This is a genomic window from Alcaligenes sp. SORT26 (genome assembly GCF_017377875.1).
GTDB classification, from domain to species: Bacteria; Pseudomonadota; Gammaproteobacteria; order Burkholderiales; family Burkholderiaceae_B; genus Alcaligenes; species Alcaligenes parafaecalis.
Map to the genome: position 1 here is coordinate 351,817 of NZ_CP070975.1, position 25,289 is coordinate 377,105.

General features: G+C 57.6%; 18 protein-coding genes. 13 read left to right on the plus strand and 5 right to left on the minus strand.

The annotated features are described in order from the left end of the window. Positions 1–11 precede the first annotated feature (11 nt). The 3 genes from JYG33_RS01595 to JYG33_RS01605 all read right to left on the minus strand — a co-directional run bounded on the left by JYG33_RS01595 (position 12) and on the right by JYG33_RS01605 (position 3,075). Positions 12–629, minus strand: a complete 618-nt coding sequence (locus tag JYG33_RS01595) for an SCO family protein (protein WP_207873877.1) — start codon at positions 627–629, stop codon at positions 12–14. Between the two features lie 56 nt (positions 630–685). Then, on the minus strand, positions 686–1,099 hold the full coding sequence (locus JYG33_RS01600; protein ID WP_207873878.1) for a hypothetical protein: 414 nt from the start codon (positions 1,097–1,099) through the stop codon (positions 686–688). Between the two features lie 269 nt (positions 1,100–1,368). Continuing rightward, positions 1,369–3,075, minus strand: coding sequence for an FMN-binding glutamate synthase family protein (locus JYG33_RS01605; protein ID WP_207873879.1), 1,707 nt, complete (start codon positions 3,073–3,075; stop codon positions 1,369–1,371). Positions 3,076–3,448: 373 nt separating this feature from the next. On the opposite strand from JYG33_RS01605, the gene JYG33_RS01610 reads away from it, so the two are divergent. Both JYG33_RS01610 and JYG33_RS01615 read left to right on the plus strand, forming a co-directional pair. Continuing rightward, the gene (locus JYG33_RS01610; RefSeq protein ID WP_207873880.1) at positions 3,449–5,362 is read left to right on the plus strand and encodes an FUSC family protein; all 1,914 of its coding nucleotides are present in this window, start codon (positions 3,449–3,451) and stop codon (positions 5,360–5,362) included. Next, complete coding sequence (locus JYG33_RS01615; protein ID WP_207873881.1) at positions 5,362–5,826, plus strand: MarR family transcriptional regulator; 465 nt, start codon at positions 5,362–5,364, stop codon at positions 5,824–5,826. The genes JYG33_RS01610 and JYG33_RS01615 overlap by 1 nt, the downstream gene beginning before the upstream one ends. Before the next feature lie 170 nt (positions 5,827–5,996). Here JYG33_RS01615 and acnA read toward each other — a convergent pair whose 3' ends face one another. Beyond that, a complete protein-coding gene (gene acnA / locus JYG33_RS01620) occupies positions 5,997–8,651 on the minus strand; it encodes an aconitate hydratase AcnA (RefSeq protein ID WP_207873882.1) in 2,655 nt (884 codons plus the stop codon). A gap of 234 nt (positions 8,652–8,885) precedes the next feature. Here acnA and JYG33_RS01625 point away from each other — a divergent pair, with 234 nt between their 5' ends. Then, complete coding sequence (locus tag JYG33_RS01625; protein ID WP_207873883.1) at positions 8,886–9,893, plus strand: GntR family transcriptional regulator; 1,008 nt, start codon at positions 8,886–8,888, stop codon at positions 9,891–9,893. Positions 9,894–9,897: 4 nt separating this feature from the next. After that, positions 9,898–11,058: a PrpF domain-containing protein gene (locus tag JYG33_RS01630; protein ID WP_207873884.1), complete on the plus strand. Its 1,161-nt coding sequence runs from the start codon at positions 9,898–9,900 to the stop codon at positions 11,056–11,058. On the opposite strand, the gene JYG33_RS01635 is transcribed toward JYG33_RS01630, so the two are convergent. After that, positions 11,055–12,041: an AraC family transcriptional regulator gene (locus tag JYG33_RS01635; RefSeq protein WP_207873885.1), complete on the minus strand. Its 987-nt coding sequence runs from the start codon at positions 12,039–12,041 to the stop codon at positions 11,055–11,057. The two genes, JYG33_RS01630 and JYG33_RS01635, sit on opposite strands and share 4 nt — an antisense overlap. Before the next feature lie 306 nt (positions 12,042–12,347). Here JYG33_RS01635 and JYG33_RS01640 point away from each other — a divergent pair, with 306 nt between their 5' ends. The 9 genes from JYG33_RS01640 (at position 12,348) to JYG33_RS01680 (ending at position 25,274) form a co-directional block, all read left to right on the plus strand. Further along, positions 12,348–13,529 carry an ABC transporter substrate-binding protein gene (locus JYG33_RS01640; RefSeq protein ID WP_207873886.1) on the plus strand — a complete coding sequence of 394 codons (1,182 nt, stop codon included), beginning with the start codon at positions 12,348–12,350 and terminating at the stop codon, positions 13,527–13,529. 38 nt (positions 13,530–13,567) lie between these two features. Continuing rightward, the gene (locus JYG33_RS01645; RefSeq protein ID WP_207875697.1) at positions 13,568–14,959 is read left to right on the plus strand and encodes an aromatic ring-hydroxylating dioxygenase subunit alpha; all 1,392 of its coding nucleotides are present in this window, start codon (positions 13,568–13,570) and stop codon (positions 14,957–14,959) included. A 32-nt stretch (positions 14,960–14,991) separates the two neighbouring features. Next, positions 14,992–15,528 (plus strand): aromatic-ring-hydroxylating dioxygenase subunit beta, encoded by a 537-nt coding sequence (locus tag JYG33_RS01650; RefSeq protein ID WP_207873887.1) that lies wholly within the window; start codon positions 14,992–14,994, stop codon positions 15,526–15,528. Further along, positions 15,528–16,136: a cysteine hydrolase gene (locus JYG33_RS01655; protein WP_207873888.1), complete on the plus strand. Its 609-nt coding sequence runs from the start codon at positions 15,528–15,530 to the stop codon at positions 16,134–16,136. The genes JYG33_RS01650 and JYG33_RS01655 overlap by 1 nt, the downstream gene beginning before the upstream one ends. A 9-nt stretch (positions 16,137–16,145) precedes the next feature. Continuing rightward, positions 16,146–16,973 carry an SDR family oxidoreductase gene (locus JYG33_RS01660; protein WP_207873889.1) on the plus strand — a complete coding sequence of 276 codons (828 nt, stop codon included), beginning with the start codon at positions 16,146–16,148 and terminating at the stop codon, positions 16,971–16,973. A gap of 104 nt (positions 16,974–17,077) precedes the next feature. Next, the gene (locus JYG33_RS01665) at positions 17,078–18,670 is read left to right on the plus strand and encodes an NAD(P)/FAD-dependent oxidoreductase (protein ID WP_207873890.1); all 1,593 of its coding nucleotides are present in this window, start codon (positions 17,078–17,080) and stop codon (positions 18,668–18,670) included. Positions 18,671–18,989: 319 nt separating this feature from the next. Then, positions 18,990–21,431 carry a DUF3772 domain-containing protein gene (locus tag JYG33_RS01670; RefSeq protein WP_207873891.1) on the plus strand — a complete coding sequence of 814 codons (2,442 nt, stop codon included), beginning with the start codon at positions 18,990–18,992 and terminating at the stop codon, positions 21,429–21,431. Between the two features lie 43 nt (positions 21,432–21,474). Then, a complete protein-coding gene (locus tag JYG33_RS01675; RefSeq protein WP_207873892.1) occupies positions 21,475–23,877 on the plus strand; it encodes a mechanosensitive ion channel domain-containing protein in 2,403 nt (800 codons plus the stop codon). A gap of 98 nt (positions 23,878–23,975) precedes the next feature. Beyond that, positions 23,976–25,274 carry an MFS transporter gene (locus JYG33_RS01680; RefSeq protein ID WP_207873893.1) on the plus strand — a complete coding sequence of 433 codons (1,299 nt, stop codon included), beginning with the start codon at positions 23,976–23,978 and terminating at the stop codon, positions 25,272–25,274. Positions 25,275–25,289: the final 15 nt, after the last annotated feature.

The window sequence follows — 25,289 nt, forward strand, 5'->3', positions numbered from 1 at the left end:
CCTGTTGGGGTTCACTTGCTCAAAGCCAGTACTTGGCGGATATCAGCCACGGCTTCTTCAGCCGTTTGCGTGTGACGCAGGGCGATCTGCAACTTGCCTTGTGCGTCGTACACATAGGTCAAGGCGCTGTGGTCCATGGTGTAGCTGGAGCCGGTTGGAACCTTTTGGTAGAAGACTTTGAAGTCGCTGGCGGTTTTGGCCAGCTCTTCTTCGGTAGGGCGCAGGGCCACAAAATTCGGGTCAAAGGCCTGCATATAGGCACGCAGCAGTTCCGGTGTGTCGCGCTCCGGGTCAATAGAGATAAACAGGACTTGGAGCTTGTCGCCGTCCTCGCCCAACTGCTCCTTGATGTCGACAGCACGGGTCAGGGCGGTCGGGCAGACGTCGGGGCATTGGGTAAAACCAAAGAAGATCAGCACGATCTTGCCGCGGTAGTCGGCCATGGTGCGACGCTGGCCTTCGGTATCCAGCAAGCTGAAATCCTTGGCAAAGTCGGCGCTGCTCATGTCCACGCCTTCCAGGTTACGGAAGGCAGGCTGCTTGGGGGCCTTGTCGCCGCAGGCGCTCAGGACCAAAGGAGTCGCCAGCAGGGCAAGCAAGAGCTGGCGGCGTGAGAAGGAGGCGTTCATAGAAATATCCCGCTAATTGACAACATGAAGTGGCAGCGCTGGGCGGCCGGAACTGGTCAGGAAAGCAGGGCAGAGGGTGGCCCGCGCGCACTCAGGGGCGGGCCCGTCAGGGGAAGAACGGGAGCCGCCGCCTGTTGGGCAGTGTCCCAGGTATGTTGTGGGATAGACACCGAGTCCCAGGCGGGACCGGGTTCATCATTCAGGGCCTTGTTGGCCTGGGCCTGGGCGAAGATACAGGCCGCATGCAGGCTGTGCTGGTCTTCATGTTCGGGGCCGGGAAGCTGACCGCTCCACTGTGCCAGAAAGGGGTCGCCCTGCACGCACAGGCTCAGGGCGGCGGCATTGGCAGGATTGGCGCTGGGCATGTAGCCATTGGGGATCAGGCCACGGATCAGCAGGGCGCATAGCGCCAGCACCAGTAAAAACCGGCTGCGTGTACCTGAGGAGGGGGATGCGCAGTGCCTGACCATGATCAGAGCATTCTAGTACAGATGGAAATCTGTTTGCCTGGATTCTGTGGCACAGTGAACACCTATCATCAAGGAGCTTGATATGCGACAGATTGTTGGGGTGCTCGGCGCCTTGGTCATGGTCTTGGGACTGGCGGCGTGTTCGACACCGGACCGCTCTGCTGACAGCAGTTGGAGCCGGCCTTCCGGCGTTGAAATCTATGGGGAAATGGATGCGGGGGTAGGGACGGTGCGGCAGTCCCGCTAGGGAAACTGCCGCCTTGCAGTGTTCAGGCCAGCGCTTGGCCTGCGCTGTCAGCAACGTCCTGTTTTTTCATGAGGTCTTCAGGATCCGCTTCATCATTCAAGTGCGACAAGGCTTTGCTCAGGCTGTAGGCCGGTTCAAAGGAGTCGGGGTTGGCCATGGGCCAGCCCACGCGGAAAATCGTTTGACGATAGTGACCGCGCAGCAGCTCGCCTTTTTTCAGATCCGGGAACAGTGCCGACATCACACGCACCTCGCCATTGCTGATACGACGGGCTATATGGTGAGGACGTAGCTGGTCCGGGTGCTCCAGACCTGCAGCACCCAGCAACTCAGCCAGTGCTTTCAACGTATTGCCGTGGAAACTGGCCACGCGCAGGGATTTGTCATCAACCACCAGGGCTTTTTGACGTTGCGGATCTTGTGTTGCCACGCCGGTCGGGCATTTGTCGGTGTGACAGGCTTGAGCCTGAATGCAGCCAACGGCAAACATGAAGCCGCGTGCGCTATTGCACCAGTCGGCACCCAGGGCCATGATGCGAGCCATATCAAAAGCGCTGATGATCTTGCCCGAGGCGCCTAGACGGATCTGCTCGCGCAAACCGATACCCACCAGCGTGTTATGAACCAGGCGCAGAGCCTCGCGCAAGGGGGTGCCGACGTGGTCAATGAATTCCACGGGGGAGGCGCCTGTACCGCCTTCAGCACCATCGACCACAATAAAGTCCGGTGTAATGCCTGTTTTCAGCATGGCTTTGGCAATGGCAAACCATTCCCAGGGGTGCCCGATACAGAGCTTGAAGCCCACGGGTTTGCCACCGGACAAGGTGCGCAGCTTGGCCACGAATTCCAGTAGTTCTACGGGCGAGTGGAAGGCGCCGTGGCTCGCTGGCGAGTTGCAGTCCACGCCTTCTGGCACACCGCGCGCCAAGGCAATTTCAGGTGAGACTTTGGTGCCAGGCAAGATGCCGCCGTGGCCGGGTTTGGCCCCTTGCGACAGCTTGATTTCAATCATCTTGACGTGATCCTGAGTGGCGCGCTCGGCAAAGCGTTCGGGCGAGAAATTGCCGTGTTCATCCCGGCACCCAAAATAACCCGAGCCAATATTCCAGATCAGATCGCCACCGTGGCGCAGGTGATAGGTGCTGATGCCGCCTTCGCCCGTGTCATGAGCAAAATTGCCCATCTTGGCACCTTTATTCAAGGCCAGAATGGCATTGGCCGACAGGGCCCCGAAACTCATGGCTGAAATATTCAGCACTGACAGCGAATAAGGCTTGGTACAGTCCGGCCCGCCAACATCAATGCGGAACTGCGAGTCCTTGATGTGCTTTGGGGTCATGGAGTGGTTGATCCACTCGTAGCCATTGTTATAGACCTCCTGATGGGTACCAAAAGGCTGCTTGTCGATTTCTTGTTTGGCGCGCTGGTACACCAGGGAGCGGTCAGCACGCGAGAAGGGCAGTTGCTGTTCATCGCCTTCCAGGAAGTATTGGCGAATTTCCGGGCGAATGGCCTCAAAAATGAAGCGCAGATTGCCAATAACCGGGTAGTTGCGACGAATGGCGTGACGAGTTTGAGTGATGTCCACCAAGCCCTGGATGCACAGGGCCAGCCCTGGTATCGCCAGCCATAGCCAGCTTGCGCTTCTGAACAAGGAAAGCAGCAAGAAAAGGGCGGTCAGGCCAATGATGATGTAGAAGGCGGTGTAGCGTGTCAGCCACTTTTGCATAAAGACTCCTGCCAAGAAAACGGGGTGACAGGCAGGATTTTGGGTACCTGCCCATCAGGCTGCCAACATCATAGAACGCTGCCGTACGGTTTGACCATGCCTGGACAGCGATAGTTTATGAAAACTAACAATGAAAAATTTTGTGACCTGAAAAGGCTTAATCAGGCCTGGAATGTTTAGCCATAAAAGGCATAGTGCAAAGCAGAAAAGCTGCTGCGGTGCAGCATTGAACAGGATTTATCGCTCTAGGGCTCACCTTGTATGCTTTGGGCGAAGACCCGCAACTGGACGGAATTAAGCTTCTTGTAATTGAATAGGTAGGTAAGCTATCTATATAATCATGCTTTAGCCTTTGTTCTGTCTCGTGCCCTTTATGTTTCCCTCTCTTTCCTGGATCCAGCTGGATCGACCTGCGCTCCTGCACGGCCTGAATTTGGCCTTGGCAGCGTGGCTGTCGTTCACCATCGCTGTTCTGCTGTCCGTTGATAATCCCTTCTGGGCCGCCATGCCGGTGTGGGTCTTGTCTCAAGCGTACCGTGGACTGGTGTACGAACGGGCCTTGTGGCGGATTCTGGGAACCTTGGTGGGAGCAGGGCTGGGGCTGGTGTTTTTGCATCTGCCCAATCCTTATTTGCAATTGCTGGGCATGGCGCTGGTGGTGGGGGTGGCGTCGGCCTTGACCCATGTGTTCCGGGGCGCCTTTTCCTATTTGCCCATGCTGGCGGGGATTACGATTGGCGTGGTGGTTTTGCCTTCTGTGCTGGCTCCGGATGCTTCATTGGATCTGGCCTTGTCGCGGGTGGAGTGCACCTTGATCGGGGTGCTGGTCACGACCTTGCTCTGTTCTCGAACCACACCGCACAGCCAGCGCAAGATCTATTACCAGCGGGTGCGCGTCCTGGCGGCGGATGCCTTGCGCATCGCTGCTCATGCTTTGGGTCCGTCTTATCAGCAGCCGGATCAGAGCTCGTGGAGTCGTGTTCGCCAGGAGATTGTGGATCTGGATGCGCAAGCTCGTATTTTGGCGGCGGGTTCCCTGGATGCTTATCGACGCCTGCCTTATGTGGATGCATTCCTGTACGCCGTGATCGAGCTTCTGGCCGCCAGCGCGCTGATTGCCCAGCAACGGGAGCGGGGCCTGTCGCCAGCCGCGGATTATGTACAGGACTTGCAGGAACAGGCGCAGCGTTTGCAGGATGGTCTGAGCTTGCGGGTGCTGGGCAAGACAGCCTTGCGGCAAGAAGGGCAGATCAGTCTGGCGCGCTTGCGCCGTGCAATGGGACAAATACAAAGAGCGGAGCAGGGCTTGTTCGCTGAACGGGTGCAGCCAAGACGGCACCGTTTTCTGACAACGCCCGCCATCTCGGTGGATTGGCCCCTGGCAATCCGTACTGGCCTGATCAGTGGCTTGGCTGCTTTCACGGCAGGTGGCGTGGCTTACGCTTTGGCCAGTCCCGCGCTGGAGTTGATGGCGATTGGCGTGTGTACCTTCTCCATTATTCTGGGTTCCATGCCGCGCCCCCAATTGATGAGCCGAACCATGTTTACCGGGATTGCGGTGGGCGTTCTGGTAGCCAGCTTTTATCGCTACTTTGTCCAGGCGCACCTGGTGGCAGACTGGCAGGTCATTCTGTCCGTGCTTCCTTTTTTGGTGATTGGCGGTTTGTTACGTGCCAACCGTCCTACCTCGACCTGGGCATTGGACGCGAATATGTGTTTCCAGTTGGCCAGTCAGGCCGGGATGGCCGCGGTCAGTTGGCCCATCATCATGAAGGAGTCCCTGCCTTTGCTGGCGGGCTCCGCGGTGGTGTGCAGTGCCTTCTTCCTTTTGCCTCGCCGTACTCATCCTCGTGGGCAAGCCTTGGTAAGGCGTGTGGTGCGTGAACTGTATCCCCTGATCAAGCGTTCGCGCCCACGCCTGTTCCGGGTCTGGCGTGCGCGAGTGGCGCGGCAATGGGTGCGCCTCTGGCACTGGATGGGAGAGCAGACCCCCCATGGCTTGCTGTCCTTGATCAACCTGGGTCATGGAGTGGTTGAGCTGAAACGGTTGGCCAAACGCGGACCGGAGCAGCAGGCCTGTGTGGTGCTGGTCTGTGAATTGCTGGAAGGGTTCGAGCATCAGCCCGATGAGCTGGCCCAGCAACTGCTGCGTATCAGCCAGTCGTGTACCGATACGGTATTGACGCAGGCGATTATGGATGTCGCCCAGTCCTTGCAAGGGGCGCAAGCGGTTTTGGTTTATGCTTACCCGCCTGATGCTACGCCGCGTGCTGTGGAGACCTTCTGATGAATCACCAACTTTATGAACGATTTGGCCTGTCCATGATTGTGCTGGCGCGCCTGTATCGTCGTGAATTGGATCAGACCCTGGTGCGTTACGGCGTGTCCGAGGCCACCATCCTGCCGATTCGCTATCTGGCTCAGTTGGGTGAGCCCATACGACAAGGGCAACTGGCCCGCATGATGCGTCTGGAAGGGCCAACGCTGGTTCGCCTGATCGATCAACTGGAGTCCGGCGGATTGCTGGAGCGCTTGCCCGACGAGCAGGACAAGCGTGCTCGCCTATTGTGTCTGACTGAAAAAGGGCGGGACTTTCACGAACGCCTACTGGAATTGCTGCGCCAATCCCGTGCACCCCTGTTTGAAGGGATCCCGGACCAAGACATAGAAGCGGCCTTGCGTTGCTTTGATGCGCTGGCCAGCAATCTGGGCTTGGAAGCCACGGACATGTCCAGCTTGTTCGGGGATTGAGATAGCATTTCTGATCTGATCATAGTGAATCTGGCACGGTGGATCAGCGGATCAAGTCACAAGACAAATTCAATTCTTTGCTGTCAAGGCGACAGTAAACAAAAACGCCAAGGGATTAACCTTGGCGTTTTTATTGAACCTGCAAAGCAGGCCGCTACAGGTCTAGCGGCTTAGCTCTCCAGGTACTTGCGCCAGACGCGTGGCAGGATGCCGCCATGACGCCAGTACTCCATGTCCTCGACTGTATCCAGACGAACGATCACCGGTACGGATTGAGTGCTGCCATCCAGACGCTGGATGATCAGCTCGGCTTGCGAGCGTACGCCCAGGTTTTCTTCCAGACCGTTCACACCAAAGATTTCTGTCCCATCCAGCCCCAGGGTGTCGGCATTGGTACCTTCCTGGAACTGCAGGGGCAGCACACCCATACCGACCAGATTGGTGCGGTGAATACGCTCGAAGCCTTCTGCCACCACTGCCTTCACACCCAGCAGAGCCGGGCCTTTGGCGGCGGAGTCGCGGGAGGAACCGCAACCGTAGTTCTTGCCTGCAATCACCAGCAGAGGAACCTGACGCTTCTGATAGGTTTGAGCAGCTTCAAAAATACGCATCACTTCGCCTTCAGGCATCACTTTGGTGACACCGCCTTCCACGCCGGGAACAATCTTGTTGCGCAGACGGATGTTGGCGAAGGTCGCACGTTTGACCACTTCGTGGTTGGCACGACGCGTGGTGTAGTTGTTGAAGTCTTTTTGCTCCACACCCTTGGACAGCAGGAAGTCAGCGGCAGGTGTACCCAGGCTGATCGAACCCGATGGCGAGATGTGGTCAGTGGTGATGGAGTCACCCAAAATGGCCAGCGGCCGCATGCCGTGCAAGTTCGCCACGGGGGCGGGTTCGCGCTGCAAGCCATCAAAGTAAGGCGGTTTGCGGATGTAGGTGCTGTCGGCTTCCCAAGGGTAATGACCGCCGTTGCTTTCGCGGGCCAGTGCATCCCAGGGTTCGCCGCCGTCGTACAGCTCGGCGTAGCGTTCGATGAACAGGTCGCGCTCGTAAGCACCGTGGATAGCTTCTTGCACTTCGGCGGATTTGGGCCAGATGTCGCTCAGGTAGACATCCTTGCCGTCCTGATCCTTGCCCAGCGAGTCGCGCGTCAGGTCCACATTCAGGTTGCCTGCCAGGGCGTAGGCCACGACCAGAGCCGGGGAGGCCAGGTAGGCGGCGCGCACGTTGGCGTGAATACGGCCTTCAAAGTTGCGGTTGCCCGATAGCACGGCGGTGGCAATCAGCTTTTCCGATTCAATCGCGTTGACGATATTGGTAGGCAAGGGGCCCGAGCCGCCGTTACACGTGGTGCAGCCAAAACCGGCAATGTTGAAACCCAGTACGTCCAGATCGTCTTGCAGTTGAGCACGTTCCAGCACATCGGCAGTGACCTGGCTACCGGGAACCAGCGAGGTCTTGACCCAGGGCTTGCTACGCAGGCCACGAGCCACGGCATTACGGGCCAGCAGACCGGCGGCCATCATATTGGCGGGGTTCGCGGTATTGGTACAGGAGGTAATGGCGGCAATGACGACATCGCCATCATTCAGAACAAAGTCTTCGCCTTCTACGGGCACAGCACGTTGCGGGTCGTAAGGACGGCCAGCAATTTTCTGGTGATGAGCGGGGAAGGATTGGGCAGCGGTATCCAGATCCAGGTGATCTTCCGGGTTGCTGGGGCCAGCCAGGCTAGGTTTGATGCTGCTCAGATCCAGTTTCAACACGGTGTCGTAAACAGGAGCGGGAGCGGCCGGGTCACGCCACAGTTTTTGAACCTTGCTGTATTGCTCGACCAGATCAATCTGCTCTTGTGGACGGCCTGTCATGTGCATGTAGTGCAGGGCAGCATCGTCGATAGGGAAGAACACAGCGGTTGCGCCGTATTCAGGCGCCATATTGGCGATCATGCCGCGGTCGCCCAGGGACAGCTCGTCCACGCTGGGGCCGAAGAACTCTACAAATTTGCCGACCACGCCCAGTTCACGCAGTTTCTGGGTAATGACCAAGACCAGATCGGTAGGCAGCACACCGTCATTCATCTTGCCGGTCAGTTCGATACCGACCACGGCAGGCAGTGCAATCGCCACTGGCAAGCCCACCATTACGGCTTCAGCTTCAATACCACCCACGCCCCAACCCAGAATGCCCAGGCCGTTCACCATGGGTGTGTGGCTATCGGTGCCCACACAGCTATCGGGGTAGACCAGATCTACATCCTTGCCTTCTTCGGTCCAGACCACCTGACCAATGTGCTCAATGTGCAATTGGTGCATGATGCCTTTGCCGGGCGGCACGACTTTCACGCCATCAAAATTGCTGGAACACCAGCGCAGGAAGGCAAAGCGTTCGCCGTTACGTTGGTATTCGCGGGCCAGGTTGACGTCGGCCGCTTTCGGGTTGGCCCAGCTATCCACTTGCAGGGAGTGGTCAATGATGACGTCGATAGGCACTTGTGGACGCACACGGCTGGCATCACCACCGGCCGCTTGTACGCCTTCGCGCAAGGCCGCCATGTCCAGCAGCATCACCAGACCCAGAATGTCCTGGCCAAACACGCGGGCAGGATAAAAAGTAATGCCGTCGCCCACTTTGCGCTGGAGCAGGGAATCAATTTCCTGGTCCACATCAGCGTGGCGCACGGCCTTTTGACGACAGAGGTTTTCCAGCAGAACGCGCAGCGAATACGGCAGTTTTTCAATGCCGGGTATGTTGGCGATAGGAACGTAACGTACGGAACGCCCGTTCAGGGACAGCGTATCTAGGGCAAGAGACTGAGACATGGCAAACGATTCATCCGTAATGAGAAGGTTGGAGGGGGCCGACCTGATGGCCCTCTGACTACGTCACCGCTTTATGAACCCTTGCGGATTCGCGCGATGTCAGCGGGCTTTCGACAAGAATAATCCCAACAAAATTATGCGTCTGGAGCCTTTGTAAAACAATTAAATTGTATTTTGTTTGTATATAATACAATAAAACGATCCAAGATCGCTTCGATTTTTAGGAATGTCGGCATGAACAGCCAATCTAATTCTTTGCATGTCACCCTGGCACATCGCCTGCTGGACTACGTGCGAGCAGGGCATTTGCAGGCCGGGCATCATTTGACGGAACAGTCGCTGGCCCAAGCGCTGGGCGCTTCGCGCTCGCCTGTTCGGGGAGCGCTGGCCTATCTGGCAGAAAAAGGCATTGTGGGTGCGCAGCCACCCCGGCGCGGTTTGTTCTTGTTGAAAGGGGCGGATCAGTTAGGCGTTATTGAAGAAGAACTGGGCACCAGCCAGGACGACCAGATTTATCTGCAACTGGCCCGTGACAAGCTCTCGGGCATTTGGGGCGACACCTTGTCGGAAAACGACGCCATGCGTCGTTACGGCCTGACGCGTGAGCGTGTGCGCCGCATTCTGGCCCGTGCCGCCAATGAAGGCTGGATGGAGCAACGTGCCAGCAAAGGCTGGTCCTTCCTGCCCATGATTGATGGCCCCCAGGCCTGCGAAGAAAGCTATACCTTGCGTCAGATGCTGGAACCGGCGGCCATGTTGCTGCCTGATTTCGCGATTGATTCCACCGTGTTGCGCCGTGTGCGCTTGCAACAGCAGGCCTTGGCCGATGGTGGCTGGCGTCACGCCGGGCACGCCGAGATGTATCAGGCCAATGCCACGTTTCATGAGGCCTTGGCCTCTTTGTCGGGCAACCGCTTTATTGCCCAGACGGTCACGCGCCAGAACCAATTGCGGCGCTTGCTGGAATATCAGGAAACCCTGGATCGGGAACGTATCCGTCGCCAATGTCTGGAGCATCTGGCGATTCTGGACTTGCTGGAAAAGGGCGAACGCGCCCAGGCTTCCGCACTGCTGGCCCGCCATCTGGGTAATGCCAGCGAGGAAAAAGTGCAGCAACTGGAGCGGCAACAGCAAAGCAAGACCCGATCTGCCTCTTTGAGTGAACCGATTGTCTCTCACGCCGACCCCATGGAGGAGACGGCGCAATTTTCTTTAATGGCGCAAGCCAAGAACCAGGAATGATGCGATGAAACAAAAATCCCTTCCCGCCGTGTTCATGCGTGGTGGTACCAGCAAAGCCTTGATGCTCAATATTGCGGACCTGCCTGCCGAGCGCGACGATTGGACGCCTTTGTTTTCGGCCGCCATGGGCACGCCGGACCCTTATGGCCGTCAATTGGACGGCATGGGTGGTGGTGTCTCCTCCCTGTCCAAGGTTTGTATCATGGGTCCGTCCAGCCATCCGGACGCGGATGTGGACTACACCTTTGCACAGGTTGCCATTAAAGAAGAGAAGGTGGATTACCGTGGTAACTGCGGCAATATGAGTTCTGCCGTGGGCCCTTATGCGGTTGAGCAAGGCATGGTCAAGGTAGAGGATGGCGAGGCTTGTGTGCGCATCCTCAACACCAATACCAACAAGATTATTCATGCCCACTTCACGGTAGAAGATGGCCAGCCTCGTTATGACGGCGATCTGTCCATTCCTGGCGTGGGTGGCACGGGTTCACCTATCCGTCTGGATTTTGTGGAACCCGGTGGTGCATCGACCGGTTCCTTGCTGCCCAGCGGCGAACTGACTGAATGGCTGGACGTACCCGGCGTGGGTCGTATCGAAGTCTCGCTGGTGGATGCGGCCAACGCGGCCGTGTTTGTCCGTGCTGCGGATGTGGGCCTGACCGGCCTGGAACTGCCGGATTGGCTGGAATCCCATCCTGAAGTGCTGGAGCGTCTGGATGCCATCCGTGTGCAGGCTTCGGTGCGCATGGGCATTGCCCCGGATGTGGAAGCGGCGCGTCAGATTCGTATTGTGCCCTTTGTCTGCATCGTGTCCCCGGCTCAGGACAATCCCACTTTGTCGGGGGATGTGGTGCCCGCCAAGGATATTGATCTGGTCGCCCGTGTGATCTCCAACGGCCAGCCGCACCGCGCTTTGCCATTGACCATTTCCTTGTGTACCGCTGTGGCTGCTCGTTTGACGGGCAGCTTGCCGTCCCAGTGCCTGTCCGACTCCGTCGCTCCCCAAGGCCCGCTGCGTCTGGGCATGCCTTCGGGTGTGCTGACGGTAGGCGCGGAAGTGGAAAAGAAAGACGGGCAGTGGTTTGCCAAAGCCGGTTCTTTCTACCGCACCGCCCGTCGCCTGTTTGATGGTCGCTTGTGGGTTCCTGGCAAGTCCTTGAAAGACTAATCCACGATACGCAAGTCCTGCGAGGGCGAACGCCCAAAGCGGGACTTGTAATCGGCACAGAAGCGGCCGAAATGGTTAAACCCGCAGCGCAAGGCAATCTCGCTGACCTGGGTGCCCGGTACAGCATGACGAATGGCCTGCTGGGCCGCTTCCAGACGAATCTGCTTCAAGAACTGCATGGGGCTCAGCCCCCGTTCAGTACGAAACGCCAACGTCAGGCTGCGCACACTGGCACAGGCGGCAGTGGCGATTTGCTCCAGCGTCAAGGCCTCGTCCAGGCTGGCCCGCATGAAATCCTCGGCTCTTTGTACTCGGCGTGAACTGGCCGGGCGCACGCTTTGCTGCAATTGCTGGCTGTAGTTACCCGGTTGGGTATGAAACAGATGCAGCAAGAGATTGTCTTCGGCCTGACGCGACCACTGATCCATTTCAGGCGGCAAATGCCCGCCATAGGCCAGCAAGCTACCAATCTGGTGCTGCCAGGCACAGCCATGTGGCGAATCCAGGGACATGCCTGCGGCAAACTCAATCGGCCGGTCCAGGCTCAAGCCCAGCGTCTGACGGGCTACTTCTTCCAGCCTGTGGCGTGGGATCTTCACTAAAAACTGCTCACAGCCCTGTTCCCAATCCAGTTCAACCTGAAGGGAAGGGGAGATCACGCTGGCAATTTTAGGGTTGGCCTGGACGTACTCCCGACCAACCCGAATACAGGATCGTCCCTGTATGGGGACTTGAAACAGCAAAAAGTCTTCCAGAATACCGGGCGATACCTGCACCGCCGCGCCATATTTCAGCAAGACAAAGGAAAAACTGTGGCTGCTGGCGTAGCGCAGGGACGCGTCGACCGGGCCGTCATTCCAGGTCAGACGGTGCTCGGTTAGAAAACCGGCGGTCTCGCTGCGTGTCTGGTCGGGGCAGCGCGATTCAAAGCGCGGCGTGCTGTGTTGCAAGGGGGCCAGCCCTGACATAAACCACGCTTGCATGATGTGTCTCCAAATTTTTGCCGGTTAGGGATAAGGCTTGCCGTATCTGGATAGCCGCCCGTTCCGAGCCGGTCTAATGTATTTCAAACCTAAAACAGTAGTCCTGTCCCCGGCACCTTAGCAGATTGGGATACGACTGGGAATTGATGTATTCACGTAGTCCCCTAGGCCCCGTCTTCTCTGGCCTGCAGGACAAGTGCCCATTTAGAGGCGGGCACCCGTGATTGACAGCTTCCAGCGTAGTGGGGGTGGTCCGGTACAGGCTGACAAGTCCAGTTTTTTAAAACACAGAGGACGGAGACAAACATGAAAAAACAAGTGGCGTTTTGTATGACCGCGCTGGCTTTGGCCCTGGCCTGTAGCCCTGCGTCCAGTCAGGAAGTATTCAAGGTTGGTTTGTTGACCACCTTGTCCGGCCCGGGCGCGGCGATTGGCACAGAAATCCGTGATGGTTTCGAGCTGGGTCTGAACCACGCGGGCGGCAAGCTGGGCGGCGTGGATGTGGCCCTGACAGTGCTGGACGATCAGCAAAAACCGATGGAAGGCCGTCAGGCTGTAGAGCGTCTGGTCAAGCGCGATCAGGTTGATGTGATTACCGGTATGGCCTTTTCTAATGTGCTGCTGCCCGTGATGCCTACGATCTTGAACAGCGACACGGTCTATATTTCGGCCAATAGTGGCCCTGCCGATTACGCGGGCGAGCGTTGTCATCCCAATTTTTTCAACGTGTCCTGGCAAACCGAGGACATCCCGGCCGTCATGGGCAAGTACGTGACCGATCAGGCCCACAAGAAAGTCTATTTGATCGCCCCCAACTACCCCGGTGGCCGTGAGTCCATTGAAGGCTTCAAGCGCCTGTTCAAGGGCGAGATTGCCGATGAAGTGTATGTAAAAGTCGGCCAGATGGACTACGCCGCCGAGCTGGCTCAAATGCGGGCTTCCGGTGCCGATGCCGTGTTCTTCTTCCTGCCGGGTGGCATGGGCGTGTCCTTTATCAAGCAGTTGATCAATTCGGGCCTGTCCTCGCAGTTGGCGGTGTACACCCCCGGCTTCTCCGCTGACCAGGACACAATTGCCGCGATTGGCGAGTCCATGAAGGGTATGGCCAACGCCGCCCAGTGGTCGCCTGATCTGGATAACCCGGTCAACAAGCGCTTTGTGGCGGATTTTGAGAAAACCTACGGTCGCCTGCCTTCCATGTACGCATCCCAGGGTTATGACGTGGCCTTGTTGCTGGATGGCGCGCTGAAGGCGGACCCCAAGGCCGCTACCGACCGCGAAGCCTTGCGTAAAGCCTTGCGCAGTGCACCGTTCGAGTCCGTGCGCGGGGCCTTTGCCTTCAACAACAACCAGTACCCGGTGCAGACCTACTACATGCGCGAAGTGGCCCCGAATGACAAAGGCCAGATGAGCAACAAGATTGTGTCCACCGTATTCGAGCAATTCCAGGATCATTTTGCACCGCAGTGCAAGATGGAAAAGTCATAAAGAGGGTGCGTCAAGCATCCGGCAGCAAGGAGGTAATGATGAGCTATAGCAACGAACAACTGTCCGCATTGGTGCGGGGAGACAGCGTCCATAAATCGGTCTATACCGACCCTGAAATCTTCCGTCTGGAGATGGAACGCATTTATGGTCGTGCCTGGATCTACATCGGCCACGACAGCCAGGTGCCCAATCCGGGCGACTACCACACTACCTTGTTGGGCGGCCAGGACGTCATCATGGTGCGTGGCAGCGACAAGAAGGTGTACGTGCTCTACAACCGTTGCCCGCACAAGGGCGCGAAAGTAGTGGCTGATGGCTGTGGCAATGCAGGCAAGTTCTTCCGCTGCCCATACCACGCCTGGACGTTCAAGCTGGATGGCCAACACTTGGCCGCCCCCATGAAGAACGGCCTGGAAAACACCTGCTTTGACCCCAAGCACCCGGATTTTTCCATGCGCCGTGTGGCTCGTGTTGAAAGCTACCGTGGCTTTGTGTTCGCCTGTCAAAGCGCTCATGGCCCGGACCTGAAAGAGTTTCTGGGTCCCATCATCACCTCCATCGACAACCTGTGCGATCGCTCGCCCGTGGGTGAAGTGGAAGTGGCCGGTGGCAGCTTCAAAGTCTGGCAGCCCTCCAACTGGAAGGTGTTCTACGAGAACCTGCACGACACCATGCACGCTAACGTGACGCACGAGTCGTCCTACGTGGCCGCCCGTGAGCAAGCCGAAGACTACGGCTCCATGCCGCTGGAACTGCACATCATGGACGGTAACGGCGAGCCTTATGGTTTCTGGGAAAAGCTGGACTTGTACGCCTTTGATAACGGCCATGGCTACATGGAAGGCATTTTCAACCCTGGTGCCATCGAAACCGACCCGATCACCAAAGCCCACTACGAAACGTTGAAAGAAGCCTACGGTGAAGAAAAAGCCCTGAGTGTGCTGGGTGAAAACCGTCACAACAGCATTATTTACGGCAGCGGCTCGCCACACACTGTGTTCCAGCAATTCCGAGTGATTCGCCCTGTAGCCGTAGACCGCACTCATGTGGAAATCCAGTTGTTCCGCCTGAAAGGCGCACCGGACGATATCTACAAGCGCGGCCTGATGTACGCCAACTTGATCAACTCGCCGTCGTCCAACGTGATGCCGGACGATATCGAAGTCTATGGCCGTTGCCAGGAAGGCAACAAGACCAAGGGCGGCGAGTGGATCAGCATGCACCGCTACGACGGTACCGACAAGCCTATTGAAGGTGGCATGGTCGCCACTAACGGCACCAGCGAACTGCCCATGCGCAACCAGTTCCGCGCCTGGAAGCACTTCATGACCACCAGTATTTATGACGCGCCTGCGCAGTCAGAAGAAAGTGGTAAAGCCACGGTGCGCTCGGCCTCCGGTGAGCCTATCGCCCCTGCAACACAGGCTTAAGCGGGCTGCTGTCCGAGCCAAGGAGAATTCTTATGTTGTTTGATATTGATTTTGACGTCAGCGTGGACCAGATCACGCCTGTGAACCTGAGCCTGGAGGCCATTCGCGAGGTGGAGCAGTTCATCTACCACGAGGCCCGTTTGCTGGATGAGCGCCGCTGGCAGGCATGGCTGGATCTGTGGACCGAGGAAGGCATGTACTGGATTCCGCATAGCTACGATCAGGAAAGCCCTTACGAGCACATTTCCCTGTGCTGGGAAAACAAGCTGCTGCGTGAATTGCGTATCCGCCGTCTGGAAAACCACCGCAACTGGTCCCAGCAGCCCATCACCCAGTCCTGCCGCGTGCTGGGCAATGTGATGATTGATGGCACAGATCCAGAAGGTTATCTGGTCGTGCGTTCCAGCTTCCACGCCATGGAATGGCGCGGTAAAGATCCGGTCTACCGTGTCGGCAGCCTGATTCACAAGCTGCAAGCTCAGGAAGGCGGTGGCTGGAAACTGCGCATGAAGCAGGTGAACCTGGTGGATCGTGACGCGGTTCACGGCGCTATTCAGGTGTACATCTAATGTCGGCAGCCCATCACACAGCGTTGCTGGCCCTGCATTATCAAAACGATGTCCTGCACGCCGATGGCCTGATCCGTGTGGGGGTAGAGGCCAATAGCCCCCAGCGTCAGGCCCTGATCGAGGCGGCAGGCCGTTTGCTGGCGCAGGCCCGCGCACAAGGTGTCCCTATTGTGCATGTGCGGGTGGGCTACCGGCCTGACTATGCCGATCTGCTGTGCAACGCCCCGATTCTGCACAATGTGAAACGAATCGGTGCCATGCAGACCGGCAGTTGGGGAGCCCAGTTCTTTGACGGGCTGGCTCCCTTGCCAGAAGAGTTTGAAGTCCATCACACCCGCATCAATGCGTTTTTTGGTTCGGCGCTGGAACCCGTGGTGCGCCGCCTGGGCGTAGAGCGTTTGGTGATCGCCGGTGTGGCCACCCATTCCGTGGTGGAAAGCACCGTGCGTCATGCGGTGGACATGGGCTATGAAGTGGCTGTGGTGGCCAGCGCCTGCGGCGCACCGCCCGCCATTCATGAAGCCTCCCTGGCCAGCATGAGCCTGATTGCTCATATTGATCGGGACGAAGACTGGGCGACCGTTTTTGGTGCCCCACACGCACAGTAGGAGAAGCACATGCAGCAGGACATGAAGGTGAATTTACAAGGTAAGGTCGCCATCGTGACCGGAGCCACGCAAGGGCTGGGGGCGGATATCGCCCTCGCGTTGTGTGCCTCCGGTGCGTGGGTGCTGATTGTGGGGCGTAGCCAGGAAGAAGGCCAGCGCACTGAAGCGCGTTTGCAAGCGGTGGGCAAGGCTCAGTTTCTGGCCGCCAATATTTGTGACGATGCGCAGTTGGATGCCTGTGTACAGGCGGCTCTGGCACAAACCGGGCGCATCGACATTGTGGTGAACAATGCTTGTTCCTATGGGGACGAAGGCCTGGCATCCAGCCGTGAGCTGTGGCATCAGACGCTGGATGTAAACCTGATTTCCAGCGCGATTCTGGCCCAGAAAGCCACGCCGCATATGGGGCAGGGCGGGGTCATCATCAATATGGGGAGTACCGGCGGCAAGTTTGGCGTGGCAGGACGCGCGCTGTACCCTGCTTCCAAAGCAGCCATCCTGCAGTTCACCAAGAGTCTGGCGGTGGAACTGGCTCCCTCCGGGATTCGCGTGCTGACGGTTTCGCCCGCCTGGACCTGGTCGCCATCCGTCGAACGCATGAGCGGTGGTTCGCGTGAGCTGGCCAATCAGGTGGGGGCGCAGGTTCATCCTTTGGGCCGAGTCGGTTCCGGCGAAGAAGTGGCACAGGTGGTCTTGTTCGCCGTGTCGGGCGCGGCTTCCTGGATGACAGGAATTGACTTGCCTGTGGATGGTGGCTTTTCCGTTCTGGGACCCGAGCAGGGCAAGTCGCCCCGTCACTGGTTTGAACGCTGGCAGGCGCAGTCGTCTGGCTCATAAATAGAAAAGTGCGGTAAAAGATGTCCAGGGCTTGTGAACACCTGTTTCTTGTTGTGTGTTCACAAGCCCTGACCCCGTTCAGGGCAATTTAAAAAAGGTGTGGGATGACAGACTCAACAAATAAAAAATCGTATGCCGTCATTGTGGTGGGCAGTGGCATTAACTCCCTGGTATGTGCAGCCTTGCTGGCACAAAAGGGCAAGCAAGTCCTGGTGCTGGAGCGTAATGATCGTGCGGGTGGCTGCATCCGTACCGAGGAGCTATTTCCAGGCTTTACCCACGAGTTGCTGTCGTCCTGGTACCCCTTGTTTACCTCCGGTGCTGCCTATGCACGCCTGAAGGATGATCTGGCTGCACAAGGTGTCGAGTTTCTGGAAAACGGCTATACCACTGGCGTGGTAGGTAGTGATGGCAAGGGCATGGCCCTGCGCCACGATGTGGGCGATTCGATTCAACGTATCAATGGCTTGCAAGCAGGCGATGGCGATGCCTTCGGTGCCATGTGCAGTCAGTTGTTCGAGCGCGATGCAGGTCTGACCTTTGGCTTGTTGGGTACCGAGCCTTACAGCCGTGGCTTGTTGGGTCTACTGTTCTCGCAATGGCGCAAGCGCCGTATGGACGGCATGGTGCAGTACGGTCGTGAGTCCCTGGAGTCTTTCCGTCGCTGGGCCGACCGTGAATTGAAGGATGACCGTGTACGCGGCATGATGGCCCCTTGGGTCTTGCACTCGGGCCTGGGCCCGGATGATGCTTGCTCCGCCCTGATTGGCAAGCTGACTTTTGCCGCTGTGGTGGCCGGTGGCATGCCTGTGGTGAAGGGCGGCGGCCAGAATCTGGTGCGTGCCTTGTGCGCCATTATTGAAAAGGCCGGTGGCCGTATTAAACTGAACACTGAAGTCGAAGAAATTGTGCTGGACGGACAAAAAGCCCGTGGCGTGCGCGCCGGTGGCCAAGTCTACGAAGCCAGCCATGTAGTGTGCAACGTCACGCCTCCGCAACTGTACGGACGCCTCTTGCCCGCTGCCCCTGAGCCTGTGCGTGAACAGGCCAATGCCTACCGCTTTGGCCGTGGCGACATGCAAATTCACCTGGCACTGGACAGCATGCCCAACTGGAGCGATCCGGAGTTGCTGAAAGTACCCTTGCTGCATCTGTCCGACAGCCTGGAAGACGTTAGCATGAGCGTGGCCCAAGCCAATAACGGTTTGATCCCTGCCAAGTTCACCGTGGCTATCGGCCAACCGTGCTCTCTGGACCCCAGCCGTGCGCCGGAAGGTAAATGGATTCTGTGGATGCAAATGCAGGATATGCCATCCAAATTGCGTGGCGATGCCGCAGGCAAGATCGATGTTCCCGCAGACGGCAAATGGACCGAAGAAGTCAGCAAGGCGGTGGCCGAGCGCATCATCGACCAACTGGAAGGCGTCATGCCCGGTTTGCGTCAACAGATCGTGGGCCAGAAAGTGCTGTCGCCCGCCGATCTGGAATCCATCAACTGCAATCTGGTGGGCGGCGACCCCTACTCGGGCATTTGCTCCCCCGACCAGTTCTTCTGGATGCGACCCTTTGCGGCTAGTAACGGTGCTCGTTCCCATGCAACACCGTACAAGAACGTCTACCACATCGGTGCGTCTACTCACCCGGGTCCAGGCTTGGCAGGAGCGTCTGGATTTATGGTGGCGGAGCAGATTCGTTAATCGTGCTTGTCAGTGAGCGTGGGGTTTGATGTTCCCAGGCTTGCAGAACCGGTAAGGGAGGGTGCTCAGCACCGAACCTTGCCGGTTTTTTTATGGGCCAGACTTTTTGTTTGACTCTGGAGTGAGCCGTACTAGCTTGAGGCAGTAAAGGTTCAGAAGTCGAAAAGTCATGAACGCAGAGGCGTTTATCTCTTAAAAAACAGCTTTCACGTGAATATGTCATGCGCCAAGCAGACAATAGTTCGGTATTCTGTGCATGTTTTCTGCTGCCCAGCCGGTTTCATGCGCGGGGCCTTCTTGTTTAGCCGGAGTTTTCTTGATGCACGCTTTTCGCCGTTCGCGCCTGTGTGCCTTTCTGTCGTTCTGCTTGCTGGCGATTGTGCTGGCAGTCGCTACTGTTCCCGCTGTGGCCGAGACGGTGGCGTTGACGCCTGCACAGGCCAGTGAATCTTTGAATGAACTGCGTGACACCTTGCAAACGGTGCAGGAGCGTTTGCAGAAAAACGAGGGCTTAGGGGATTCGGATCTGGTTGCTTTGCGTAATCAGCTATTGCTGGCCCAGGAGCAGGCGCAGGAGATGAGTGTGCGTCTGGAACCGGAACTGCTGAGCGTGACGGCGCGTTTAAGCCAGTTGGGGGCGGCGGATGATCCGGCCGGGGAGTCCGAAGATATTGCTCGTCAGCGCAGTCAGTTGCAGCAAGCGGCGACCGAGCTGGATGGCATGATCAAGTTGGCTCGCTTGATCGGGGTGGAAACGACTCAAGGTCTGGATCAGGTTTCCAAGCAACGCCGTGTGATCTTTCAGGCGGAGCTGGGCAGACAGTCGCAGTCTGTGTTGACACCCCGTTTCTGGCGCAATGTCTCGCGTGATCTTCCTGGTGATCTGGCTCGGGTCGAACGCATGCGCAAGGATTTGGCGCAGCGTGTGCTGGATTTGCCTGCCTATGTCTTGTGGTCGACCGGGGCCTTGGCCCTGGTCTTGCTGGGGCTGTCGTTTTGGGCGGTGCGGGGGCTGGAGAGCTTTACGATCAACCACACCAAACCTTCCCGTTTGCGACGCTCTTTTTATGCAACGGCGTTGATCGTGCTCTATTGCCTGACGCCGGGGCTGTTGGCGTCCTTGGCGGCAGGACTGTTTTACTGGAATGGCAATTTGGCGCCTGACCTGGCCAGCTTCGTGTCCAAGTCGGTCTTTGCCTTGTTTCTGGGCGGATTTGTGACCGGCATGGGCCGCGTGCTCTTGTCGGCACAACGTCCTAGCTGGCGCTTGCCTCCCATCCCCAGCAATGTCGCCTTGAAGTTGGCCTGGTTGCCGATTGCGCTGGGCATGATGGTGGCCTTGACCTGGATGTCGCAGCAATTGCTGGGCCTGATCAATGCCACGTTAAGCACGACCTTGCTGGTCAACAGCTTTAATACGCTGACCCTGAGCATCTTTATTGCCATTGCCGCCTGGAATTTAAGCCAGGGGCGCGATAAGACCCCCGTGCTTGAAAGTGGCGACGGGACGCAGAAAGCGGTGCCTGTCGAGCAGGGTGCGACGTGGCTACGCGCCATTCCCATGACTTTGGGTGTGGTGATTCTGATTGGCATGGTGGCCTTTTTATTCGGCTATATCGCCTTGAGCAGCCTGATTGTTCAAGAGATGCTGTGGCTGAGTCTGGTCATTTGCACCTGCTATGTGCTGGTGGCCCTGATTGCTGATATTGGCCAAAGCCTGCTGTTGCAGTTCAAGGAAAAACGGGCTGCCAATGTTTGGACCAGCACCCAGTTGCGCGGCAGCAGCCAGATCGTGATTGTGCTGTCCGGGGCGTTGCGTCTGTGCTTGATTATTACGGCGATCACCTTGGTCTTGCTGCCTTTTGGGGAAGACCCCACCCAGTGGCTGCAGCGCCGTCTGGGTTTCCTGGTTAAAGGCTTTTCTTTAGGGCAAGTTCAGTTAAAACCTAGCTCTGTCTTGTTGGCCGTGCTGATCCTGGTGCTGGGCATTTTGTTCGTCAAAGCCTTGCAGCGCTGGGTCGCCAACCAGCTTTTGCCCGCCACGCGTATCGACCCTGGTATGCGCGTGTCTACCGCTAATCTGTTCAGCTATGTGGGCTACTTCATTGTGGTGGCCACGGCGATTTCGTCTCTGGGCATCGGTCTGGAGCGCATGGCCTGGGTGATTTCGGCCTTGTCGGTGGGTATTGGTTTTGGCTTGCAAGCAGTGGTGCAGAACTTTGTGTCGGGCCTGATTCTGCTGGCCGAACGTCCTATCAAGATTGGGGACTGGGTCAGCCTGAATGGGGTAGAGGGCAATGTGCGCAAGATCAATGCCCGTGCCACGGAAATCGAGATGTTTGATCGCTCGACCCTGATTGTGCCGAACTCCGAATTCATTACCAAAACCGTGCGTAACGTGACCTTGAGCAATCCTTTGGGCGTGGTGAAGGTCAAGATTAATATGCCCATCGACACAGACGCTAAACGGGTGCGTTCTATCATGCTGGATGTGATGCAGAACTATAGCGATGTGCTTGCCGACCCCGCGCCGGATGTGACGCTGGATGGCTTTGATGCCAATGGTTTGCAGTTTACTGCGACCTGCTATGTGGCCTCGCCGCGTATCGGCAGCCGGGTACGCAGTGTCCTGATGTTCGATATTCTGGATGAATTGCGAAAAGAAGGTCTGGCGCTGCACCATACTCAAACCATGACGGTGCTGCCGACAACGCCGGTGACCAGCCAGACAGAAAGCACTAACCCTTTGTTGAATGATTAACCCCAGATAAAAACAATAGGCAGGGCCCAGGGAGACAGAAGCTATGAAGCCGCTACGACTAGGTGTGCAGGTCTTGCTCTTGTGTCTGGGCCTGATGGGGGTCTGGACGGGGGCGCAGGCGCAAGCGCAAGCGCTGTCCGAGGTAGAGCAAGAGCGTCACATGATGCGGGAGCTGCAGCAGGCTCAGGATGAGATCCGCCTGATGCAGTATCGCCTGGAAGGCAATCAGGTTGCGGTACGACGCGAGCGCAGCTACGAGCAAGAGCAAAAACTCCAGCAAACGCAGGAACTGGCGGGCCGGGTCGTGCAGTCTTTGGAGCGACGCAGCCGCTTGTTGCGTGCACGTCTGCAAGAGTTGGGTGAGGACGCGGGCGACGAGGCCGAGCAGCTCACTTTGCATAACGAGCGCATGCAACTGCGGCGAGCCGATGCCGCCTTGCGGGCCGATTTGCGTGTGGCCCGTTTAGTTCAGGTGGAGGCACAGCAGACCCGCCAGCTCCTTAAGGAAGCCACCGCACGCTACGATCAAGCCAAACGCTGGCAACGGAATTCTTCTCTGATCCTGTTGGAGAGCCTGCCGGAGTTGGCTGAGGCTTGGCCTGAAGACCGGCAAACGCTGTCGGACTTTGCCCAGCAGTGGCGTCAAACCTGGCAGAACAGTAGCTGGCAGCAAAGCGATGCCTCATTGTGGATGGCGGCTGCGGTATTGATTGTGACGCTTGTCTTGTTTCGCGCCATGCCGGTGTGGGTCAGTCGTTATTTGCCTGCCGGTCGCTTGCGTCGCTCCAGCCTGACGATTGCCAATTTCTTGCTGTGGTTTCTGCTTTGCTGGGTCCTGGCCGATCTGCTGGTCGAGTTGGTGTTTGATCGGCCAGATCTGCAAGCCTTGCAGTTTGAACTGTTGGTTCACTTCAAGGTAGCCGCCTGGGCTGCCGGCTTGGCGATAGCCTGCATTACAGGCATTGTGATGCAGCCTCGCGCGTCCTGGCGTTTGATTCCCATCTCTGACCAGACCCACAAGCGCTTGGGGTATTTTGCCTGTGCCTTCTTCCTGGTGGCGTATGCGGACGTCGCAGACAATTTTTTCAGTGGCTCTATCGCGGTATCGGATGCTTTTCAGTACTTGATTGATAGCGTGAGCAGCCTGCTGTATTTGCTTGTGTACGGCTATGGCTTGTGGATTGTGCGTGATGAGCTGTTTGGCAGGACCGAGGCATCGGGGCAGGGGGCAAAAACAGGACGTAGTTGGGCGCGTCTAGCCTTTAAAGGGGCTGTCGTCGTTTATGTTCTGGTGCTGGGCTTATTCATCGCGGGCTGGCAGCGTCTGTCTGATGATTTGATGTCCTACTTCATCACGATGCCCTTGGTGTTTGGCCTGATCGCTTATGTGTGCATGGTCTGGCTGCAGGATATCTCGGACTCTTTGCTGGCGTATTTGCACAATCGCAGCCGTGATCCCGAAGCCACGCCCATCCGTGTGCAGAGCCAGTTCATTGTGGTCTTCTTTGCCATCGCTCGCATGGCGGTGCTGGGTCTGGCCATTTGGATGGTCAGCTCGGACTTATTAAGCGAGCCCAAACAGTTGCTGGAGTCGGGGCTGGATGTATCGCGTGAAGCCTTGCGTCTGGGGGCGGTGCAGTGGCGCATGGACCTGTGGTTGATTGCCTTGGGCGTGTTGCTGGTGGGTGCGGTGCTGATCCACTTTTTGCGTGCCTGGCTGCGTCAGCATTACATGCCCAACACCACGCTGGAACCCGGTTTGCAAAATGCGATTGTGGGCATGGTGGGCTATGTTGCCTACTTTGTGTTGCTGGTGATTTGCCTGTCCATGCTGGGTGTGCCGATTGAGTCGGTGACCTGGATTTTCACGGCGTTGACGGTAGGTTTGGGTTTTGGCTTGCGGGGCATTGTGCAGAATATCGCCTCTGGCCTGATGCTGATGGTGGAGCGTCCCGTCAAAGTGGGGGACTGGGTGGAAGTGGAGGGCAGCGAAGGCAATGTGCGCCAGATCCGCTTGCGGGCCACCTATGTGGAGCGTTTTGATCGCACCATGGTGATGGTCCCCAACTCCCAGATGATGGGGCGGCAGGTGCGCAACCTGACCTACACCCCAACGTCCCTGGGCGCGATTGAGTCCCGCTTGCTGTTCCCGCTGGATGTGGACGCGGATGCAGTCATGCAGATTTTGCGTGAAGCCGTGCTGTCCGAGCCGGAAATTCTGGACGAGCCAGCCCCTATCTTGTCTTGCGACGGAATTTTTGGGGATGGGGTGGCGTTCAGCACCCGTTGTTTCATCAACACCATGCGAGTCCAGCGCCGAGTGCGCAGCAACCTGATGCTGGAAATCTTGCGCCGTCTACGTCAGCAAGGCATTAGCCTGCATCCTGCCCAACGCTGGGTTCATGAGGCGATCGATAAGGACAGGGCTGAAGAGCCCGATCTCTAGGGATTTCCCTGTGATTGAAAGCTGAAATATTCATCCGTATAATTTGTTTAGCCACACTAAACATAAAGGCGCGCTATGCGCATCAGGATGGATGAGACATGAGCAAGAAACAGTCCCCTCAGGGCGGGGCCCCCGTATCGCCGTGGCGTGCCGCCAGCGCTGCTGGCCTGGGCACCATGATTGAGTATTACGACTTCCAGCTATACGGCGTCTTGGCCGTTACGCTAAGCCTGTTGTTTTTCCAGACAGGCAATGAGAACGCGGCCTTGTTGTCTACGCTGGCCGTATTTGGCGGTGCTTTTCTGGCTCGGCCATTAGGCGGAATCTTCTTTGGCTGGTTCGGGGACAAGCATGGCCGTACTGCTGCCTTGATGTTCACCATCGTGGGTATCGGTGTTGCCAGCGCCTTGATGGGCATGTTGCCCACTTACGCGACCCTGGGCCTGGCTGCTCCTGCCTTATTGTTGCTGTGCCGTTTGTTGCAGGGCTTCTTTGCTGGTGGCGAAATTACCGGTGCGGCCACCTATGTGGCGGAGTGTTCGCCCCCCAACAAGCGCGGATTCTTTGGCGCCTTCAACCCGGCGGCGGCAACTTTGGGCTTGTCTTTGGCAACCGGTGTTGCCGGTTTGGTGACGACGCTGGTGGGCAAGGAAGCCATGGTGGATTGGGGTTGGCGCATTCCCTTTTTGCTCTCTATTCCTTTGATTATTCTGTGCGTCTGGGCTCGTTCGCGCATTGAGGATTCGCCGCGCTTTAAAGAAATGCTCAAGAGCCACCGCCCCGAGCATTCGCCCTTGTCCTTGATTGTGCGCGATTACCGTCGCCCTCTCTTGCAGGTGATTGCCATTGGTTTTGCCCAGAATGCGGCAGGCTATGTGGGCGTGGTCTATCTGAGCACCCATTTGATTCACACCCTGAAGTACGACGGTACAGCCGTGTTCTGGCTGATTTCCCTGGTGACCTTGTGCTCGGCCTTTGTGATGCCCTTTGCTGGTGGCCTGTCCGACCGTTTTGGCCGTAAACCCTTGTTGACCATTGGCTTGCTGGGCTATCTGGTGCTGGTGCCGCTGACCATGTGGGTCGCCTCCTGGGGCAGTTTCCCGCTGGCAGTGATTGCCGTGGCTGTGTCGATTCTGCCCTTTATTGTGGTGCAGGCCGTGGGCTACCCCTTGTATGCCGAATTGTTCCCCACACGCGTGCGTTATAGCGGCGTGTCGCTGGGTTTTAACCTTGCCACCATTCTGGGTGGAGCCACAGCCCCCTTCGTCGCGTCTTGGTTGACGGGCCTGACCGGGTCCAGCATGGCGCCCGCTTTCTATGTGATGGCCGCCGCCTTGGTAGGGATTGTGGCCCTGAGCACGGTGCAGGAAACCTCTGGCCGTCAGTTGGCCGATTGATTTTCAAGGAAGTTA

Excerpts from the sequence above, each read along its gene's own strand:
- JYG33_RS01595 (WP_207873877.1), bottom strand. The coding sequence starts at position 629 with ATGAACGCCTCCTTCTCACGCCGCCAGCTCTTGCTTGCCCTGCTGGCG.
- JYG33_RS01600 (WP_207873878.1), bottom strand. The coding sequence starts at position 1,099 with ATGGTCAGGCACTGCGCATCCCCCTCCTCAGGTACACGCAGCCGGTTT.
- JYG33_RS01605 (WP_207873879.1), bottom strand. The coding sequence starts at position 3,075 with ATGCAAAAGTGGCTGACACGCTACACCGCCTTCTACATCATCATTGGC.
- JYG33_RS01610 (WP_207873880.1), top strand. The coding sequence starts at position 3,449 with ATGTTTCCCTCTCTTTCCTGGATCCAGCTGGATCGACCTGCGCTCCTG.
- JYG33_RS01615 (WP_207873881.1), top strand. The coding sequence starts at position 5,362 with ATGAATCACCAACTTTATGAACGATTTGGCCTGTCCATGATTGTGCTG.
- acnA (WP_207873882.1), bottom strand. The coding sequence starts at position 8,651 with ATGTCTCAGTCTCTTGCCCTAGATACGCTGTCCCTGAACGGGCGTTCC.
- JYG33_RS01625 (WP_207873883.1), top strand. The coding sequence starts at position 8,886 with ATGAACAGCCAATCTAATTCTTTGCATGTCACCCTGGCACATCGCCTG.
- JYG33_RS01630 (WP_207873884.1), top strand. The coding sequence starts at position 9,898 with ATGAAACAAAAATCCCTTCCCGCCGTGTTCATGCGTGGTGGTACCAGC.
- JYG33_RS01635 (WP_207873885.1), bottom strand. The coding sequence starts at position 12,041 with ATGCAAGCGTGGTTTATGTCAGGGCTGGCCCCCTTGCAACACAGCACG.
- JYG33_RS01640 (WP_207873886.1), top strand. The coding sequence starts at position 12,348 with ATGAAAAAACAAGTGGCGTTTTGTATGACCGCGCTGGCTTTGGCCCTG.
- JYG33_RS01645 (WP_207875697.1), top strand. The coding sequence starts at position 13,568 with ATGAGCTATAGCAACGAACAACTGTCCGCATTGGTGCGGGGAGACAGC.
- JYG33_RS01650 (WP_207873887.1), top strand. The coding sequence starts at position 14,992 with ATGTTGTTTGATATTGATTTTGACGTCAGCGTGGACCAGATCACGCCT.
- JYG33_RS01655 (WP_207873888.1), top strand. The coding sequence starts at position 15,528 with ATGTCGGCAGCCCATCACACAGCGTTGCTGGCCCTGCATTATCAAAAC.
- JYG33_RS01660 (WP_207873889.1), top strand. The coding sequence starts at position 16,146 with ATGCAGCAGGACATGAAGGTGAATTTACAAGGTAAGGTCGCCATCGTG.
- JYG33_RS01665 (WP_207873890.1), top strand. The coding sequence starts at position 17,078 with ATGACAGACTCAACAAATAAAAAATCGTATGCCGTCATTGTGGTGGGC.
- JYG33_RS01670 (WP_207873891.1), top strand. The coding sequence starts at position 18,990 with ATGCACGCTTTTCGCCGTTCGCGCCTGTGTGCCTTTCTGTCGTTCTGC.
- JYG33_RS01675 (WP_207873892.1), top strand. The coding sequence starts at position 21,475 with ATGAAGCCGCTACGACTAGGTGTGCAGGTCTTGCTCTTGTGTCTGGGC.
- JYG33_RS01680 (WP_207873893.1), top strand. The coding sequence starts at position 23,976 with ATGAGCAAGAAACAGTCCCCTCAGGGCGGGGCCCCCGTATCGCCGTGG.